Annotated in this window: 26 protein-coding genes and 1 pseudogene; 14 read left to right on the top strand and 13 right to left on the bottom strand. The window is 53.0% G+C overall.

The genetic code is table 11. The features are described from left to right. Positions 1-29 precede the first annotated feature (29 nt). The 11 genes and pseudogenes from csrA to VSQ83_RS09495 all read right to left on the bottom strand — a co-directional run bounded on the left by csrA (position 30) and on the right by VSQ83_RS09495 (position 7,492). Entirely contained in the window at positions 30-215 is a 186-nt protein-coding gene (gene csrA, locus VSQ83_RS09445) for a carbon storage regulator CsrA (protein ID WP_326426228.1), read from the bottom strand. Positions 216-869: 654 nt separating this feature from the next. Continuing rightward, on the bottom strand, positions 870-1,349 hold the full coding sequence (locus tag VSQ83_RS09450; RefSeq protein ID WP_326426230.1) for a hypothetical protein: 480 nt from the start codon (positions 1,347-1,349) through the stop codon (positions 870-872). A 367-nt stretch (positions 1,350-1,716) separates the two neighbouring features. Next, positions 1,717-2,760 carry a PDZ domain-containing protein gene (locus VSQ83_RS09455; RefSeq protein ID WP_326426232.1) on the bottom strand — a complete coding sequence of 348 codons (1,044 nt, stop codon included), beginning with the start codon at positions 2,758-2,760 and terminating at the stop codon, positions 1,717-1,719. 246 nt (positions 2,761-3,006) lie between these two features. Further along, positions 3,007-3,252 carry a hypothetical protein gene (locus VSQ83_RS09460; RefSeq protein ID WP_237149513.1) on the bottom strand — a complete coding sequence of 82 codons (246 nt, stop codon included), beginning with the start codon at positions 3,250-3,252 and terminating at the stop codon, positions 3,007-3,009. A 175-nt stretch (positions 3,253-3,427) separates the two neighbouring features. Beyond that, a complete protein-coding gene (locus tag VSQ83_RS09465; RefSeq protein ID WP_326426237.1) occupies positions 3,428-3,994 on the bottom strand; it encodes a hypothetical protein in 567 nt (188 codons plus the stop codon). 641 nt (positions 3,995-4,635) lie between these two features. After that, a pseudogene (locus VSQ83_RS09470) lies at positions 4,636-5,489 on the bottom strand (IS5 family transposase). A gap of 32 nt (positions 5,490-5,521) precedes the next feature. Then, on the bottom strand, positions 5,522-5,914 hold the full coding sequence (locus VSQ83_RS09475) for a hypothetical protein (protein WP_326426239.1): 393 nt from the start codon (positions 5,912-5,914) through the stop codon (positions 5,522-5,524). Between the two features lie 123 nt (positions 5,915-6,037). After that, on the bottom strand, positions 6,038-6,256 hold the full coding sequence (locus tag VSQ83_RS09480; protein ID WP_326426241.1) for a hypothetical protein: 219 nt from the start codon (positions 6,254-6,256) through the stop codon (positions 6,038-6,040). Further along, on the bottom strand, positions 6,253-6,498 hold the full coding sequence (locus tag VSQ83_RS09485; protein ID WP_326426244.1) for a hypothetical protein: 246 nt from the start codon (positions 6,496-6,498) through the stop codon (positions 6,253-6,255). The genes VSQ83_RS09480 and VSQ83_RS09485 overlap by 4 nt, the downstream gene beginning before the upstream one ends. Before the next feature lie 37 nt (positions 6,499-6,535). Beyond that, positions 6,536-6,667: a YHYH domain-containing protein gene (locus VSQ83_RS09490; protein WP_326426246.1), complete on the bottom strand. Its 132-nt coding sequence runs from the start codon at positions 6,665-6,667 to the stop codon at positions 6,536-6,538. Between the two features lie 27 nt (positions 6,668-6,694). After that, on the bottom strand, positions 6,695-7,492 hold the full coding sequence (locus VSQ83_RS09495; protein WP_326426248.1) for a LexA family transcriptional regulator: 798 nt from the start codon (positions 7,490-7,492) through the stop codon (positions 6,695-6,697). Between the two features lie 116 nt (positions 7,493-7,608). Here VSQ83_RS09495 and VSQ83_RS09500 point away from each other — a divergent pair, with 116 nt between their 5' ends. The 12 genes from VSQ83_RS09500 to VSQ83_RS09555 all read left to right on the top strand — a co-directional run bounded on the left by VSQ83_RS09500 (position 7,609) and on the right by VSQ83_RS09555 (position 13,780). Then, complete coding sequence (locus tag VSQ83_RS09500) at positions 7,609-7,806, top strand: Cro/CI family transcriptional regulator (protein ID WP_095031171.1); 198 nt, start codon at positions 7,609-7,611, stop codon at positions 7,804-7,806. Positions 7,807-7,890: 84 nt separating this feature from the next. Further along, the gene (locus tag VSQ83_RS09505) at positions 7,891-8,313 is read left to right on the top strand and encodes a phage regulatory CII family protein (protein WP_326426252.1); all 423 of its coding nucleotides are present in this window, start codon (positions 7,891-7,893) and stop codon (positions 8,311-8,313) included. 169 nt (positions 8,314-8,482) lie between these two features. After that, positions 8,483-9,346 (top strand): replication protein, encoded by an 864-nt coding sequence (locus VSQ83_RS09510; protein WP_326426254.1) that lies wholly within the window; start codon positions 8,483-8,485, stop codon positions 9,344-9,346. Further along, positions 9,336-10,142 (top strand): ATP-binding protein, encoded by an 807-nt coding sequence (locus VSQ83_RS09515; RefSeq protein ID WP_326426257.1) that lies wholly within the window; start codon positions 9,336-9,338, stop codon positions 10,140-10,142. The genes VSQ83_RS09510 and VSQ83_RS09515 overlap by 11 nt, the downstream gene beginning before the upstream one ends. After that, a complete protein-coding gene (locus VSQ83_RS09520; protein ID WP_326426259.1) occupies positions 10,142-10,357 on the top strand; it encodes a DnaK suppressor protein in 216 nt (71 codons plus the stop codon). Before VSQ83_RS09515 ends, VSQ83_RS09520 begins: the two co-directional genes overlap by 1 nt. Further along, positions 10,350-10,967, top strand: a complete 618-nt coding sequence (locus tag VSQ83_RS09525) for a hypothetical protein (protein ID WP_326426261.1) — start codon at positions 10,350-10,352, stop codon at positions 10,965-10,967. Before VSQ83_RS09520 ends, VSQ83_RS09525 begins: the two co-directional genes overlap by 8 nt. Then, complete coding sequence (locus VSQ83_RS09530) at positions 10,964-11,275, top strand: hypothetical protein (protein WP_326426262.1); 312 nt, start codon at positions 10,964-10,966, stop codon at positions 11,273-11,275. Before VSQ83_RS09525 ends, VSQ83_RS09530 begins: the two co-directional genes overlap by 4 nt. Continuing rightward, positions 11,272-11,742 carry a hypothetical protein gene (locus VSQ83_RS09535; protein WP_326426263.1) on the top strand — a complete coding sequence of 157 codons (471 nt, stop codon included), beginning with the start codon at positions 11,272-11,274 and terminating at the stop codon, positions 11,740-11,742. The genes VSQ83_RS09530 and VSQ83_RS09535 overlap by 4 nt, the downstream gene beginning before the upstream one ends. Then, positions 11,739-12,335 carry a recombination protein NinG gene (locus VSQ83_RS09540; protein WP_326426264.1) on the top strand — a complete coding sequence of 199 codons (597 nt, stop codon included), beginning with the start codon at positions 11,739-11,741 and terminating at the stop codon, positions 12,333-12,335. The genes VSQ83_RS09535 and VSQ83_RS09540 overlap by 4 nt, the downstream gene beginning before the upstream one ends. Further along, a complete protein-coding gene (locus VSQ83_RS09545) occupies positions 12,332-12,877 on the top strand; it encodes a hypothetical protein (protein ID WP_326426266.1) in 546 nt (181 codons plus the stop codon). The genes VSQ83_RS09540 and VSQ83_RS09545 overlap by 4 nt, the downstream gene beginning before the upstream one ends. Before the next feature lie 334 nt (positions 12,878-13,211). Continuing rightward, positions 13,212-13,430, top strand: coding sequence for a hypothetical protein (locus VSQ83_RS09550; protein WP_326426270.1), 219 nt, complete (start codon positions 13,212-13,214; stop codon positions 13,428-13,430). A gap of 95 nt (positions 13,431-13,525) precedes the next feature. Continuing rightward, a complete protein-coding gene (locus VSQ83_RS09555) occupies positions 13,526-13,780 on the top strand; it encodes a hypothetical protein (protein WP_326426272.1) in 255 nt (84 codons plus the stop codon). Positions 13,781-13,829: 49 nt separating this feature from the next. Here the strand turns inward: VSQ83_RS09555 and VSQ83_RS09560 are convergent, their stop codons facing one another. After that, the gene (locus tag VSQ83_RS09560) at positions 13,830-14,159 is read right to left on the bottom strand and encodes a hypothetical protein (RefSeq protein WP_326426274.1); all 330 of its coding nucleotides are present in this window, start codon (positions 14,157-14,159) and stop codon (positions 13,830-13,832) included. Positions 14,160-14,391: 232 nt separating this feature from the next. Here VSQ83_RS09560 and VSQ83_RS09565 point away from each other — a divergent pair, with 232 nt between their 5' ends. Further along, positions 14,392-14,706: a phage holin family protein gene (locus VSQ83_RS09565; protein WP_257012017.1), complete on the top strand. Its 315-nt coding sequence runs from the start codon at positions 14,392-14,394 to the stop codon at positions 14,704-14,706. Between the two features lie 12 nt (positions 14,707-14,718). Here VSQ83_RS09565 and VSQ83_RS09570 read toward each other — a convergent pair whose 3' ends face one another. Further along, entirely contained in the window at positions 14,719-14,997 is a 279-nt protein-coding gene (locus VSQ83_RS09570; RefSeq protein WP_326426276.1) for a hypothetical protein, read from the bottom strand. A 79-nt stretch (positions 14,998-15,076) separates the two neighbouring features. On the opposite strand from VSQ83_RS09570, the gene VSQ83_RS09575 reads away from it, so the two are divergent. Then, on the top strand, positions 15,077-15,517 hold the full coding sequence (locus tag VSQ83_RS09575; RefSeq protein WP_326426278.1) for a proteasome subunit beta: 441 nt from the start codon (positions 15,077-15,079) through the stop codon (positions 15,515-15,517). The last annotated feature ends 26 nt before the right edge of the window (positions 15,518-15,543 follow it).

The following is a 15,543-nucleotide window of genomic DNA, read 5'->3' on the forward strand; positions in this document are numbered from 1 at the left end:
AGTGGGCGGGTAAAAGTGACACTTTCAAATCAAGCCGCGCTTACTGACTCGCGCTCAGCCTGAATCCGCAGCCAAATCTCTTCCCGGTGAACCGCAACATCTTCCGGCGCGACGATTCCGAGCTTCACTTGCTGCCCGCTAACACTCAGCACCTGGATGCTGATGTCGTCGTTGATGCGGATGATTTCGCTTACGCGGCGGGTGAGTATCAACATGGTCCTTCTCCTTGTTTGATTTCCCGTTTGGCCCTGTCGCCAAGGCCAACCAGTGAAATCCATCAGCCTTCACAGCTCATTTGGTGATGGCTTGCATGCTCTTCGCTGCAGAACGGCAAGCTCTGCTGGCGTACGTATTGCTTCCGGCGAACAGAGCAGTAGGCGCGGTCGATGATATTTCGGTAGATGGCTGGTTCTGCGGGCTTACCGCATCGAGTGCACTTCGTTGTTGCGGCTGCTTCGGCCATTGTGTATCTCCCGGTTGTTTTCCCAATGCACCCGGCTACCCAGGTGCATCAGTGAAAAATTCCGTTCTCTTGCACAGGTCAACGTTCGCTTTCACGTCAACTCCCTTAAGGCCTCTGGCCGTCAAGTCGTCACGCGCTTCTCCAGCGCGCCCTCCGAATGAGGTCTCCTGTGCCCAGCGCCGACATGAGGTCGAATCGCTGCCTACCGTTACGCGGCAGGTCTGCTGGCTATGCATCGGCCAGCTCGGCGTCCATCAGGTTGTTAAAGAGCGGGTCGCGGCGGTGTGTTGCTGCGATGGAGTAAAAGTAGCACTGCTGTTATTTACAAGTCAACAGCACTGCTAATAATAAGTTTGTAGGCACAAAAAAACCCGCGCAGTGGCGGGCTTCGTGGCTAGGTGTTTCGTTACTTTGTTGCAGCTAAAACTTGTCTTAACCCATCCATATCTTGATCGGAAACAGATCCTTCCACTCCACAAATCTGAAACTCAATCACCCTGGCGGCTGCAATACGTTCTAAATTTTGACGATCAACGCTCTTAGAGAATCGCTCAATAGATGCCGAACCACCGCTGATTTCGGAGTAGGTCATCTCAAGATATGGGTCTGGCGCACCATCTACCAGCCAGTAAGTATGGTGGCACTCCCTGTAGCGCGAGTGATCAGACACGGAAACAAGCTGAATATCGTAAGAATATGGTACGGCATACCCCTTTGGATAAAAGACGGTTGCTGATAGAGAAAACGGCTCAACCCCTTGCGGCATGGAGCGCCACGAAACACTCCGAGTGCCTGAAAATCTATCCGTTTCGTCTTTGAGCACACCAGCGTTGATGGCGCAGGAATAAAGCACGATGGCTGCTGACAATACGAAGCGCTTTTCCATTGACCCCTCCCATAATTAAGCCCGACTCTACCATTCATGGTGCACAGCCACCATTGGGCGGGGAGGGTGTCGATCCGACCCGTGCGCCCTTAGCCAGGCCAGCCCCTGCGTGATATGCCCAACATTCCCGCCTATCTTCTCCAGGGCGCTGCCTACGTTGTCGCCGGCCTCAGCATGGATCAAGGCAAACACTGGTGCGATGAGCAAATCACAGGCAAAGAAATGCCCACTATGGGGGCGGGCTTAAAGTGTCCTGGATTAGTTAGCCACTGCAGTCACTGAGGTGGGACATGAACAAACTGGGCTATCTCTAGATTGTGTTTGTGGTAGCGCGAGAAGGGCTGAAAAAGCCTGGTACTGGACCTGACTATGGCCACGCAACGGTTTTTAGCGAGGGGTCACCTACACGCATTTGGGCTAATTCAGTTTCTGCTTCAGCGAGCGTGTAATGACAGAATTGTCCTGCGGTTTGTTTTTTAGTAAAGAGGCCGCCTTTGGTTTGTGCCATGCAAACATACGTGTCCGACTCACACGAAATTACGCCATTGTCGAATTCCCCCCAGATGCCGGGCTGCTCTTGCTTAACTTTAGCAACGTAGCTTTTTAGGGATGCCAGCATGGCCGAGCCGCTACCGTCGTAATTATGTTTTTCTTGTATTGGACTGACAATAGCACCGTACGTGTTCTCTATCGCCAGATATGCCAAACAAAAGTTCCTCGTTTTTTCTGGCTTGGCAGACTCAGCGAGCTGCGTCTTTACTGGAGGTGGGGTTGCGAGAGCTGAGGTGGCAATAGCCGACGATGGCGTGGAACGTGCCACCTCGACCGCTAAGTCTTTGAATGCATGCCCCCGCCAGACTCGCACCGGCGCTTTATAGCCGGCGCGCATATTACCAACAATGGCTTGCAAGCTCGCTGTGTCAACTACGGGCTGACCAGCTACCTCAACGATCACGTCCAAGGCTTTCAAGCCGCCTTTGTCTCCCGTGCCACCTTTGGTCGTCGCGATAACCAAGGCACCTTTTGCAGGTTTCAGGCCGACAGCAGTACCCATGGAAGTGGATAAGGTTTCGACTTCGACGCCGAGCTTGCCTTGGCTCGTGGGGGGAGCTACCGAGACCGTAGTCGACGCAACCGCAGTTTGTGTTCCGTTAGTCGTGGTTGATACGGCGGGGACAGTTGAAACCTCTGTTTCTGAGTCGTCAGAAAGAAGCGGCGCAGCGAGCATAATGCCAGCGTAGCCTGCTACCCCGGCAGTCGCCAGTCCAGTATTACCGGTCGCCGCCCCGCCCAACAACAGGCCCATCGCCGCAAGTTCGCTTGCGCCTCCATCGGAAGCACAACCATTGAGGTATGTAAGACAGGTGGCAACGGCTAAGAAACGGGCTGACTTTGAGACGTGTTCGAGCATTTAAATCCCCAAGGTGATGCACGATAACTACTCGTACCTATAGGTATCATGGCTATTTGCCTGAGCTTTGTACATCGTAAAACTGGCTAAACTAGTGCCTATAGAGGTGGCGTGTAAGGGCTTCATTCACGAGAGCCAACTCCAGAACGAAAACCTTGGAGCTGGCCCGCGCGCTCTTGTAGATAGGGCCAAATCCCTTTGGATGACCGCGCTGTGTTTGGACGGTATCACCCAAACGTGACGGGCTCAGTCTTCCGGATCAGTCTCATTCTCTGGCACCCATCTGGCTATTAGATCAACCAGCAGCTCGGCAATGGCGTCACTGTTATCTGACAGCACCTCAAGGTGCTCGTTAACTCGATGGGATGTCTCTGCGGAGCCTCGCTGATCAATCCAGAGTCCTATTTCTTCGATAGCTGAGCCCAGGGCGTTGATATTTTGATTCAAGCGGCTGAGCAGAGCAGGGGTTGGATCATCAGGAAGGGCGGCCATAGTGTCTCCTCAGGTTGATGAGGAAAGCGTAGCAGACACAAAAAAGCCCGCCTGTGGAGGGGCGGGCTAACACCGAGAGGATGGAGCCTCAATCTCGGTGTTTGGAGTCTAGGTGGAGCGTGTGGGATTGCAAGGATTGCAGATGCAAGAAGCCCGGCGCTGGGCCGGGCTTGTATCATTCTTGAAGCTTATAACCAAGATAGTAAAGACCCCAAAACGTTGCGAGAAGCATCTGATAAACCGAAGTGAAAAGACAAAACAGCGCAACGATTAGTAAGTAGTGACCGATAGGCTCCTGGCTATATGTGAAGTCGTAAATTGCCGGGCCGAACGAAAGTAGGGCAATACAAAAAAAGACTATCGCAATGCTTTCTCCTGTAAGGAAAGCAAATAACATCGCAAGGAACCGTCGTCTAGTTAGGTCTATCGTATTCTCTAGTCCTCTGAGTTTGACAACTACTTTTGGTGTTGGTTCCGGTAGGATGTCATCAATGTCCAATCTTCCGAATGTTGCTATAGCTGCTAATGCTGCTATGTAAAATCCAGGTAATGATTGCACGAATGAAAGTATCATCGAAGTCATACCGCCGGGTGATACAATTATTTTGGCGGAAGATAGGCTGACTATAAGCGTGATCGTTATAAGTGCTAGGAGCAATGGATACAGCCAATCTACCACCCATTTGTATGGGTGCTTGATTGCCAAATAGCCAAACGGCTTTAGTAGCTGACTTATTAACATTTTTCACTCCATGAGTGCTAGAACTTCCTTGATTATAAAGTTGTTTGCCTTGTCGAAGCTATTGGTATTTACTAGAGGTGCCGTAATTGTGTGCCGCTTAATGTACTTGTCGTTATCTATCAGCTTTCCCGAATCAGCCGATATTGTCGCCTCTCGTGGCTCGCCATCACCATTCTTGAAGCGTAGACGCATTTGTTTGTATTCAACGTTTTTCTTGATGATTTTGTTTCTGATTTGCCTCACTGACGACGATATTGAGGCGATCAATCCGGGCTCTGGTTTTAACTCAATTGTACGAAGTCTCTCCTTAACCGCGCCGCTGTCGTCCCAAGTTGCTCCTTCCTCCGAAAAGCTTAGAAGTTGTATTGATGAAAGAGTGCCACCGTTTAGGTCATTCTCAAATTCGGCCGAAGGGTGTCCTTGGAATTCAATCTGATGAAGCAAATGAACTAAGACAGGATTGCCTTTCGAGTCTCTGGCACCATTTGCGTTTGGGATCATGTATTGAGTGGGAAATTGTTTTTTACATGCGCGAAAAAGAAACCTGATGTAGTCACTAATGCTACTTGCATGCAAGCCGGAGCCAAAGACTGTTTCGATAACGCAAAGATAATAGTTATCCCCCTTTACAGGGTTTAGATCTAGGCTCTGTACGTAAAGTATTGTCGCAAGCACCGCATAGCGCAGGCCAATGAGACCATCGCCGCAAAACTTGTTGCGAGCTTGTCGAAGCGCGTCACGATGCGACGGTTCTCCTTCAGCCAGCCAAACATGCGTTCGATGATGTTGCGCTGCCGATATTTGGGGCGATCAAAAAGTCGAGGCAATCCTGGCTTGGTTTTGCGCTTCATGCTTCGCAACGGAATGACTGGCTGCATGCGATAACGATCACAATACTGGCGCAGCGCTTCAGCGTCGTAACCCTTGTCAGCCAGCAACCAGCGGCAACGCTTGCGTGGGCGACCGCGCAGGCTGGGTATGCAAGCCTGATCGAGTAGCGGTTGGGCATAGGCTATATCGCTGGCTTGTCCGCCTGACAACAGGAAACGCAGAGGCACACCATTGGCGTCGCACAGCATGTGAATCTTGGTCGTCAGGCCACCCCGGCTGCGCCCGAGCGCGTGGTCTTGCGGTTCTTCAAATCCCCTTTTTTCCCGGCACCTGATGAGGCCCGGGTTGCTCGTACGGCAGTGGAGTCGATCATCCATGTTTCCAAGTCAATCAAACCCTGCTCATTCAATCGGATATGAAGACGCTTGAGCATCTGATCAAAAGCTCCGCAATCACGCCATCCCCGGAACCGTTGATAGATCGTTGACCAAGGGCCGAATCGTTCGGGCATGTCTCGCCAGGCTGCGCCAGAGCAAAGCACCCAGAGAATACCGTTTAGCATCAGGCGATCATCGGCCCGAGGGCGCCCGGTGCGCTGATTTTTGGTGAAGATATCTGCAACCAGATCCCAGGCTGCGTCGGGGAGTTCATACCGCTTTGCCATCTTGGCCTCCTGGCTTTTAATGGCGGTGTATTTTACAGAAAATCGTATTTCTTGGGTTTACGTACAGAGCCTAGTACAACATGGGCTGAGTAGTCGCCACCATGGCCTGGAGGTTTTGAGTGGACGACTCTACTCTTGAGGTCGGGGTCGCTCGAAACTGCATCAGGTGCACTAGGGTCGCTTCTATTGATAAGTAGGATTAACTTGTCGTCTTTAAGTTGCAAATCTGAAAGGTATAGTTTGGCGGAAGTTTCTGTTCTTCCCTTTTTTACTATCTTGTCCCCGCTCGTAAAAAGAAGGCTGATATCGCTATGAAGCTCTCTAAGTGTTTTTGGTGTGGCATCAAAGCAAGCTGGATTTGCTGCTGCTCTAGAGATTCCCATTGCTGATATTTTCAAGTCGTAAAATGTCGCAGTCCTGTGCATGCTATCCCCCCGTCGTTACAAATGTAAGCAGTGATTGTTAGTATTCTATTAAGGTGCTTTTTTGCATCAATCTGATCGTGGTGTCGATAGGGCTTGCCTCTCACGCACGCCACTTTTTGTATCTCATTCTCGCACCCCATAGAAGTGGTTTAGCGCTATCAACTCAACCACAGCCACGAAAACGCAGAGAACAATGAAGCCAGGGCTGAAGACCCGCTTGCGGCCGTAGGATTCGCCATCTAACCCAGTCGAGCCCGAATAACCGGGTAGCAGCATAAGGAACGCTATCCAAGCCAAGACCCCTGCCTTGCTCCAGAAGCTCTGATTTCGCCATGAAGTCATCCGCTCTGTTCCGCGTCCCGCTTAACCCGGCCAGACTTCACCTCATCCGCATAACTCACCAACTTGTCCTCGATCGCCTGGTAGCTCAATGCGATCCTCATCAGTTCGGCGGCACCTATCTCATCCCCGGCATCGAGCAACCTTTTGGAGATGGTGAATAAATCCACTCCTGACCACTTGAGTAGGGCTGCGGCCTCTTTCAGGTCGCGCTTCAGTTCTTGATTGGGTTTCGTTAGGGGCATAAGGCGATCTCCTGGCTTCAAATGAACAGGGAGAGGATCAGTGGCAGTGTCTAGTGCCAGCTTTTTTATCGTTATGGCATCCCTGCTTATCGGTGCGCCCGCCGTGCGCGATAGTGGATAAAGAGGTTATCGCCAGTGCAGCAGCCAGTATCAAGGTGAAGATTTTCATGACGCACTTCCTGTGGTTATTGAAAAACTACAAATCCCCGCCACGCCAGATGACTCGGCCTAGGATGTGGTGCTCGTTGAATTCGCTCCGCGAAAGCGTGCGGTCCGGATACTCTTCGTCGTTGTTGTCGCTACGTATGATCCAATCGCCCATAGCTGTCTGAATCAGGCGTTTTACGATTGTGCCTTTGTCCGTGCTGGTCAGTACGTATATGTGCTTGCTGGTAGGCTCGACTCTTGATCTATCAACGAGCAGCACATCTCGGTCATTGATCGTTGGCCACATGCTTTCGCCTTCGGCGTAGATGACAATCAGGCTCTGTGGGTTCACGCCTTTCATTCTCAGCCAGTCACGCTTAAAAGCGAGCGTGGAGCGAATTTCTACGTGTGCGTTTTCGCTGCCTAGGCCGGCAGCAGCTTTTGCGTCGTACTGAGGAATGAAAGCGTAACGCTCGTCAAGATCTCCATCAATATCTGCAGGCCCTGGCAAAGGAGTGCTTGCGTCAGACTCTCTAGCGACGGACGTGCTGACATGCATGCGCACTCCATCTGCTAGCGTTGGACTTACTTCGGAGGGCTCAAAATCAAGAACCCTGGCGAGCTTTACGAGAGCATCCAAATTCAGTGCAACTTTGCCATTCATATATTGGCTTACGGTGCTCTGCGGAGAATTCCAACCACAGAGCTCGCCAACTTCTGTCTGGGTCAGTGCAGGGGTGTCGCCGCGAGCCTTTGAAGCCCTGGCTCTCGCTTTATAGATATCACTCAGCCGCTTGGCATCAGCCAATTGCTCAGCGCTTAGCGGAGTTCTAGTAGGTTTTTTCATAAATAGATTTAGTAGCACAGCTGATTTTTAAGCAAACAGCAGTGCTAATCATGTCCTTGTTTTTTATAAAGTAGCAGTGCTAATATCCGAGAGTGTTCAATCTGAGAGCTTCTCCAATGAAGACGGTAACGCTTGCGGAATACCTGTTATCGCACGGCACCCAGAGCGATCTCGCAAAGGCTTTGGGTATTCAGCAAAGCGCCATTTCGCAGATGTATCGCTCGAAACGCGCGATAACCATCAATTTGCTGGATGACGGAACAATACAAGCTAATGAAATTCGCCCCATTCCAGCTCGAAAAGCCGCGGCCTGACGAGCTCCTGAAGCTGCCTAGTTAAGTAAATTTTCGCCTAACCACTTGCAGTGGCGCCACGGAAACAGATTTGAGGTTTTACGGATGGAAGATTTTCTGCGGGCCTGTCAGAGCGCTGTGTTGGATAACGAGGCGAAAGCACTGGCAGCCAAGATGGGGGTGCCACATGTAAGCCTTCTTCAGCGTGCCAACCCGGACAACGATGCTCACCACCTGACGATCGAGCATCTGTTCGGGATCTTGCTGCACACCGGTGACATGCGACCGCTTGCGGCGCTGGCCAATGAGTTTGGCTTTGATCTGATATCGAGATCAGCACCAGAGCCGCAAGCACTCACTAAGTCGCTGATCAATGTCGGTAAGGAAGTGGCCGACCTAACCATCGCAGTTCACCAGGCCCTGGATGACGAGCACGTCAGCAGCTTCGAAAAGAGCTTGATCCGCCAAGAGATCAATCACGTTCGTCAAAGTCTCGATGTGATGGATGCGTCGGTCAAGGCTGCCTGAATTTCAGGCACAAAAAAGCCAGGTTCGTGGCCTGGCTCATTGCTACAACTTGCGAGGCAATAATGAATCCACAAGTTATCCCCGTCAATACCCCTTCAAGTGTTACGACACGTATTTCTGATTCAGAAAACGTGTCGCGCACTAACTCTAGTTTTCAGGGAGTCACGCAATGACCTCTGAAAACGTCATCCAGCTCAACAGCAGCAGGGGATTCACCCGGATGGACAATAGCCTCATGGAGGCTTTGGCTACGGTTGACCTGCCAGCGCGCGAACTGCGCGTTCTCATGGCCATTGCAAGACAGACCATCGGCTATCAACTTGAAACCAAACGCCTGACTGCTGACGAGATCGGCAAGTTCACCAACATGCGCCGTGACGTGACTTCGAAAGCGATTAGTCATCTGCTTGAGCGCCGGATTATTTATCGGATTGGCGGAAGCCGAGGCGATATAGGCATTTCACCTATCCGTGAATGGTCATTCTATGAAGAAAAAGCACAGCGTCTCACTGAGACCAAAACGTCTCACTCAGACAACATCGTCTCACTGAGACCTGATGCGAGTGAGACCAAAACGGCAACTTGCCTTCTTTATACAAAGAAAGAACCCCTATTAACTCTTTCTTCGAAAGAGATTAATCCGCCCCAAGCAAAACCAGCTCCAGCGAGTCCTGATCGCAAGACTCCCTTCGGTATGACTCAGTTGCTCGCCGACAACCCGCACGACGTCCCGGAGCAACTGCTGGCCGACTGGCTAACTCAGCGCAAGGCCAAGCGCGCCGCTGTGACCGCCACCGTCTGGTCAACCGTGAACACCGAACTGGCCAAGTGCTCAGAGGCTGGGATCACGGCAGCCGACGCGATCACCGAGGCGTTGAACTCTGGCTGGCAAGGATTCAAGGCCTCTTGGGTGATCAAGCGCCTGGCAGAATCTGCCCCCGCTCCAGTCACCCAGTCTCGTCACACCGGCTTCGATGAACGCGACTACACCGCGGGTCTAATCCAGCGTGAGGATGGTTCCTATGCGATCTGAACCTATTCAACCAGCCAGCGACTTGCCCCTCGGCACCCGAATGCAGCCAGCCGAGTGCGAAACTCACGGGGCTTACGAGCAGAAAATTTTCCCTTTGCTTGGCAAGGAACTGAGAAGCGGATGCCCTGAGTGCGGTCGTGCTATTCGCGAGAAATCCGAAGCCGTCGAACTGGCCAACAAGGCGATGGAGCTCCGCGCGACCATGGAGCGCAAGCTTGGTGCTGCGCTGATCCCGAAGCGCTTCGTAGGCAAAACTCTCGACGGTTACGTCGCCACCACCGCCGAACAACGTAAGGCTCTGAACACATGCCGTCGGTATACAGCTGAGTTCTCGCAAATCTCCGAGTCCGGCCGGTGCTTGCTGCTGCTGGGTAAGCCTGGCACCGGCAAGACGCACCTGTCCGTGGGCATTGCCAACGAGATTATGGCCAAGTCGAGCGCCACTGCCGTGTACCGAACATTCGGCTCGGTTCTGCAGGCCATCCGTGCCACCTACGACCGCACCAATGAGCAGAGCGAAAGCCAGATTTTGTCGAGTCTTATCAGCCCCTCGTTGCTCATCCTGGACGAGATCGGCGTCAGCAAGGAGAAGCCCAGCGACTTCGAGCTGACCACGCTATTCGCAATCATCAACGGCCGGTACGAAGAGATGCGGCCGACGGTGATTGTTTCAAATTTGGACGGCCAGTCGCTGCCAGCCGCAATCGGCGAGCGCTGCATTGATCGTCTGCGGGAGGGCGGGGTGATCGTCATCCCGTTTGAGTGGGAATCACAACGTGGCAAGGAAGGTTTCTGATGGCTGATGACGTCGATTTTGCAGACGAGCGTATTGAAAAAGAACTGGCCTCAGCCCTTGCTGCTCGCGTGGTTTACCGAGGCGAAAGCGCTCATGAGTGCGAGTGCGGCGCAGAAATATCCGAAGGTCGCCGTGCTGCTGTGCCGGGTGTTCAGGAATGCATCACCTGCGCTGAGCGGGCTGCATTGAAGCTGCGAGGTGTTCGCCGTGGCTGATCATTCCGAGTTGATGCGACTGGTTGAGTCGCTGAATCGCGCTATCGAGCAGGCTGAACATAAACCTGGCCAATGGGCTGAAACAGCTCAAAGCATGGGCGGCATCTGCTGCGCGGGCGAGCCGTTTCAAATTGGCAAGCCTTGGGCCAAGGAAGAACCGTGGGCTCACTTCAGCTACAAGCGCGATTCATGGCTGGCAGTTGCTGCAGTCAATGCGTTGCCGCAGTTAATAGTCTTGATCGCCGAGAACGAGGCGCTAAAAGGCTTATACCGAATGCATCAGCAAACCGAGACCCGCGAGATGCGAGACCTCAAAGCCGAAATCGCAGGCCTCAAGACCAGATACGAGGCCTTTGAGCAGGTTAATGCGGGGTTGAAGGCTGAGGTTGCCCGCTCAACAGAGCGCGAAATTCTGCAGCTCGCTGAGATCGAGTCGCTTCGCAAGGATGCTGAGCGGTATCAGTGGCTCAGGATCGCTGATTGGTGGCGTAGCCCTGTGTGCGTGATCCGCAATCCAAAAGAACAGGCCAAGCTTGGGTCGGACTGCCCGAGTGGTGACCGGCTTGACGCCGCAATTGACGCAGCCATGGGCAAGGGAGAGCAGTCATGACTGACAAGATGCGTGAAGAGTTTGAGGAGAGTCCGCGCTTCAGGGGCATGGACTTCACTCGCTCAACTACTCATTCCGAGTATTACGAAAGCCCATATGCAAATGGGGCGTGGGATGGCTGGAAAGCATCTCGCGAGGTGCTGGTAATCGAGCTACCTGAGCCTGAAGCGCCGGAGTCATATGGCGTGACTCGGGCGGATGATTCTGAGCAGTACGAAGTCCTTGAAAGCAGAATGGGAGCGCAGTATTCCGCTATTCATAAATGCCGTCGCGCCATCGAATCCGCAGGCGTGAAGGTGAAACCATGACCGACAAAATCAGCGTGAACTGCCAAGCCAAACTCTCAGAAGCTATCACCTGCCTGACCACAATGTACCGCGACAAGAAGTTCGTGGTGGTCTCACTGCGCCCGGGTAAGGACCGTACGCTCGATCAGAATGCGCTGTGGTTCGCTCTTTACCAGCGCATTGCTCAGATGACACAGATCGGTGACGTGGAAGACGCCCGCCGGTACTGCAAGCTGCACTTCGGCGTGCAGATCCTGCTGAATGAGGATGAAGACTTCCGTGCTGCCTGGTACCGGACCATGCGTCACTTGTCCTACGAGGAGAAGCTGGACCTCATGGGTGGAAACGCACTGTTCGGGCCTGATGGCTTCCCGGTAACACGTCTGTTCAATCGTGCTCAGGGCGTGGCGTACACGGATCGTATCGCCGCTGAGTTCACGGCCAAGGGTGTGATGTTCACAGACTTGCTGAGCAAGGAGGCCGCATGATCGCCAAGCAGCCCAAGCCGAAGACATGCCGTAACACTGCGTGCTCGATCAAGTTCGTTCCGCAGCGTCTCGGGCAAGCCGTATGTAGCCCAGCCTGTGCACTCGCCACCAAGGACGTTAACCAGCAGAAGGCGCGCAAATCGCTGGCTCAGGTTGAGCGCCGGGAGATCAAGGTTCGCAAGGAGAAGCTGAAGAGCAGGGCAGACCATTTGCGCGAGGCTCAGGCAGCGGTAAATGAGTTCATTCGCCTGCGTGACGCACACCTACCGTGCATCAGCTGCGACTCGCAGCCCAACGATCACGACCTTATGACCGGCAGCCGCTGGGACGCTGGGCATTATCGATCCGTAGGCGCCTGCCCTGAGCTGCGTTTTGAGCCACTGAACATCCATCGCCAGTGTGTGAGGTGTAATCGCAACCTGTCGGGTAACGCCGTTGAGTACCGCATCCGCCTGGTGCTTCGCATTGGCGCCGAAAAGGTGGATTGGCTGGAAGGGCCTCATCCGGCCCGCAAGTACACCGTAGACGAGATCAAGGCCATCAAGGCTGACTACCGGGCAAAGACCAGAGAACTGAAGAGGGCGGCGGCATGATCTATCGTAACGTGGTATCCGCAGTCGTTCGGGCACTCGCCGCCGAGACCATCAGCTCCGCAGGCGGGTGTGACTTTGAGCCGAAGGTGCAATGCGCAAAGCAGAAGGGGGAGATCGTCGGGAAAGAGGCGGCGTTTCTCACTGACTGCTGGGTATTCGGTCGGCTGCATAAGTCTTTGTCTGTTGAGCATTGGCGCGCTCTAGTGGCGAAGTTCTCGACCCATACAGAGCGAAAGCATGCCGCCATCGCTGAGTTGACGCGCGTGATGCGATCGCCGGCGCCGGAACGATTTCTGCACTGCGCTGTGGTGACGTGGGCGCTGCCTCGGCGGCCAGGCGTGGACGGCAAGAGGTCCACCAGCGTCCTGCCAGCTGGCTGGTATGAGATGGACAATTGGTCGAATGAGCCGCATCCGATCAAAACCCAGGAGCGATGGAGGCGTGACATTCGAAAGGCGCTGGAGCGGGAAGTGGATGAGGCTTTGGTGTCCGCTCAAGCCCTGTTGGATGCAGAGGGACTCATTGGGGCACAAGCGGCTTGACGGCGAATGAACCAATGAGCCATTATCTACCTATCTTGTCGTACTTGCGCATATAGGTGATGCAAGCGACAAACAAGCCCGGCCATTGCGTCGGGTTTTTGCATTTTTTGAGTTGTACTTTTTGAGCTGGCAGTGGTGTGCTATCGTAAGAACATCACTGGAATCAGTATCTTAAAGGGATTTTATGCACTCGTTTTTTTTGAAGACTTTTGGCGGTCTTACGACTAGTTATTATGTCCGTCAGTTTATTTTCGGAGCTATATTCGCAGCTTTGATCCTCTCGTTAGTATCCAGCAGCCCTACCGGTTTCACAGGTAAATCGGTGGTGATTTTTATGTCGATCGTGTGCACGGTTCTTTATCCGTACTCTCGATTCGTTTATGAAAGTGTTGTGGGCTACATCATGGGTGATAACGTATTCTTCGTGAATGCCATCCTGATGCTGATGGTTAAAGTGTTCACTATGGCCATGTGCTGGTCATTGGCAATTTTCGTGGCGCCTGTTGGCCTTGCGTACCTTTACTGGCGTAACAGCCGACAGATTTCTCAGTAAGAGAGATCAAAGCATCGAAACCCGGCCATCGCGCCGGGTTTTGCTTTTTAAAGCCTATGGGGCCATCCTTGAGCTTCATATAGGAGGAGGGCCCCATGGATACGGGAACGCAAGAAATAGTTGCCAACATGATTACCGCTATAGAGAAAATGGTGAAAGCTGAGTTCGCGGAGACTCATCTCAGCAATTTTCCTTTTGAGGTATCTTTCCCGCTCGACGATGATACTCCTGACCAGGCTCAGTCTCTTTGCGAGAGCTTGAAGCTAGGCATGAGCAAGGTATTTAGCCCTTCACTTGTGTGCGTCATGATCGAAGGCTCGCAGTACAAGGTGGGTATCGCCTTTGAATAGCCCGGACATATGCGCCGGGCTTTTTGCAAGCAGTTAACCAGGCCGGTTGTTACTTATTACAGGATATCATTTCACCATCAGCCTCAAGCACCATCTGGTTGTTGGTGAGGCTAGTCACTGTGTATCCGTTGCTCGGGCTTGCGCTCTGATAGTTTGTGTTCTGGAGATTAATATTGAGATAATTCTCCTCAATTGAGTAGCTACCCACGTAGTTGCTGCCGTCACCCTGATGAGACTCATAGCCACCGTCGGCCCCGAGCATCATTGTGTAGGTCTGCCCCGGGCTCATGCACTCCCAGGTGCCGGTTATGTCTGACTGAGAGTATGCAAAAGCTTGAGATGCAATCAGCGAAGTAGCGAGAATGAAAACCTTTTTCAATGGTGTTACTCCATGGGAAATTTTTTTGTCCTCTGGCAATAAGATAGCACCGCTGTTTCGCGCTAGTGTTGCCAGGGCTGCTGGGTTAATCGTACCGCTAGCTTCATAGTTGGTTCGCGATATTGAGCGCCTCTTAATCACGCGCGCACGCAAACTCTTGTTAGCCTCAGCATTCGCTGAGGCTTTTTCGTTTCTAGCTCCCTGAACAGGGGAGGAACCCGAGATGCCACACATGCCAGAGAAAGACCCTTCATTCTGGGTGTTGGTAATGACTGCCCTGAGAGAAAACGGCCTAGCCATGGTCCTGACGTTCGCGCTGACCTGGCTCCGCATCCAATACGACGCAAAGGAGACCACACCTTGGCGGCAGTTCATCGAGGCCACACTCGGTGCGTTGATCGTGATGGTGGTTGGCCTGACGGTTAAAGAGTTCGGCTTCAGCATCGCCTGGTCGTTCGCCACCGCCGGGTTTATTGGCGTGCTTGGCGTTGAGTGGGCCCGACAGTTGGGCAAGCGTTGGGCTGAACGCAAAGCAGACGAGATTTAGCCGCAACCCACATTAATGCATTGGCCCATTGAGTTGACGAGCCTCATTCTCAGCGAAAAGTACTTGTAGGCGAGCCCTCTCATGCTTCTCATGAAGCGCGAGATAGTCGCCTCGGCCCTTCTCGCTACGGTCTCGGTCATTAGCTAGGAACCGCCGGTTGTGTTCGAGCATGCGAAGGGTCTCATCTCGAGTTAGGCCGACCATGATTTCATTGCCTTCAAAGTCTGTGCTCAATATTCGCATCTCTGACATATAGGCGCGCGCATCATCAGTCAGGTCGAGCATTCGCATGGTTCTATCCCTTAGCGATTATTTGGGATTATCAATACCGGCATCCAGCCATCATTTCAAGCATCATGCGAGGAAGAACATGACGACCATTGCCTACAAAGACGGCGTGATCGCCTATGACTCTCGCCAGACCCGAAACGATCGCATCGTCTCTGACAATGCATCTAAGTGCCAGGTTGTCAGCGGGGTCAGCTTCTTTCTGTCGGGTGCTGTATGCGATGAGAAGGCTTTAATCGCCGCCTACTTCGGAACTCCATCACCAGTTCCCGTGGAGTGTTCAGGATATGTCGTCGACGATGGAAATCTAATGATGGTCGGTCATGACGATAAGACAGGCATCTGGAAGCAGGAGCTTGAACTGTCCAACCCCGACGCTATCGGGAGCGGGGCCTCGTATGCTTTGGCTGCAATGGATATGGGCGCAAGCGCAGAGGGTGCGGTGCGCGCTGCGATGAAGCGGGATATTTACACTGGCGGCACGATTCGCCCGGTGATCATTGATTCGAGTAAGGCAGGGTAGGTGTGCCGCAGGTAAGTGCGGCACGG

The organism is Pseudomonas sp. DSV-1, from assembly GCF_035830915.1.
Lineage (GTDB): Bacteria > Pseudomonadota > Gammaproteobacteria > Pseudomonadales > Pseudomonadaceae > Aquipseudomonas.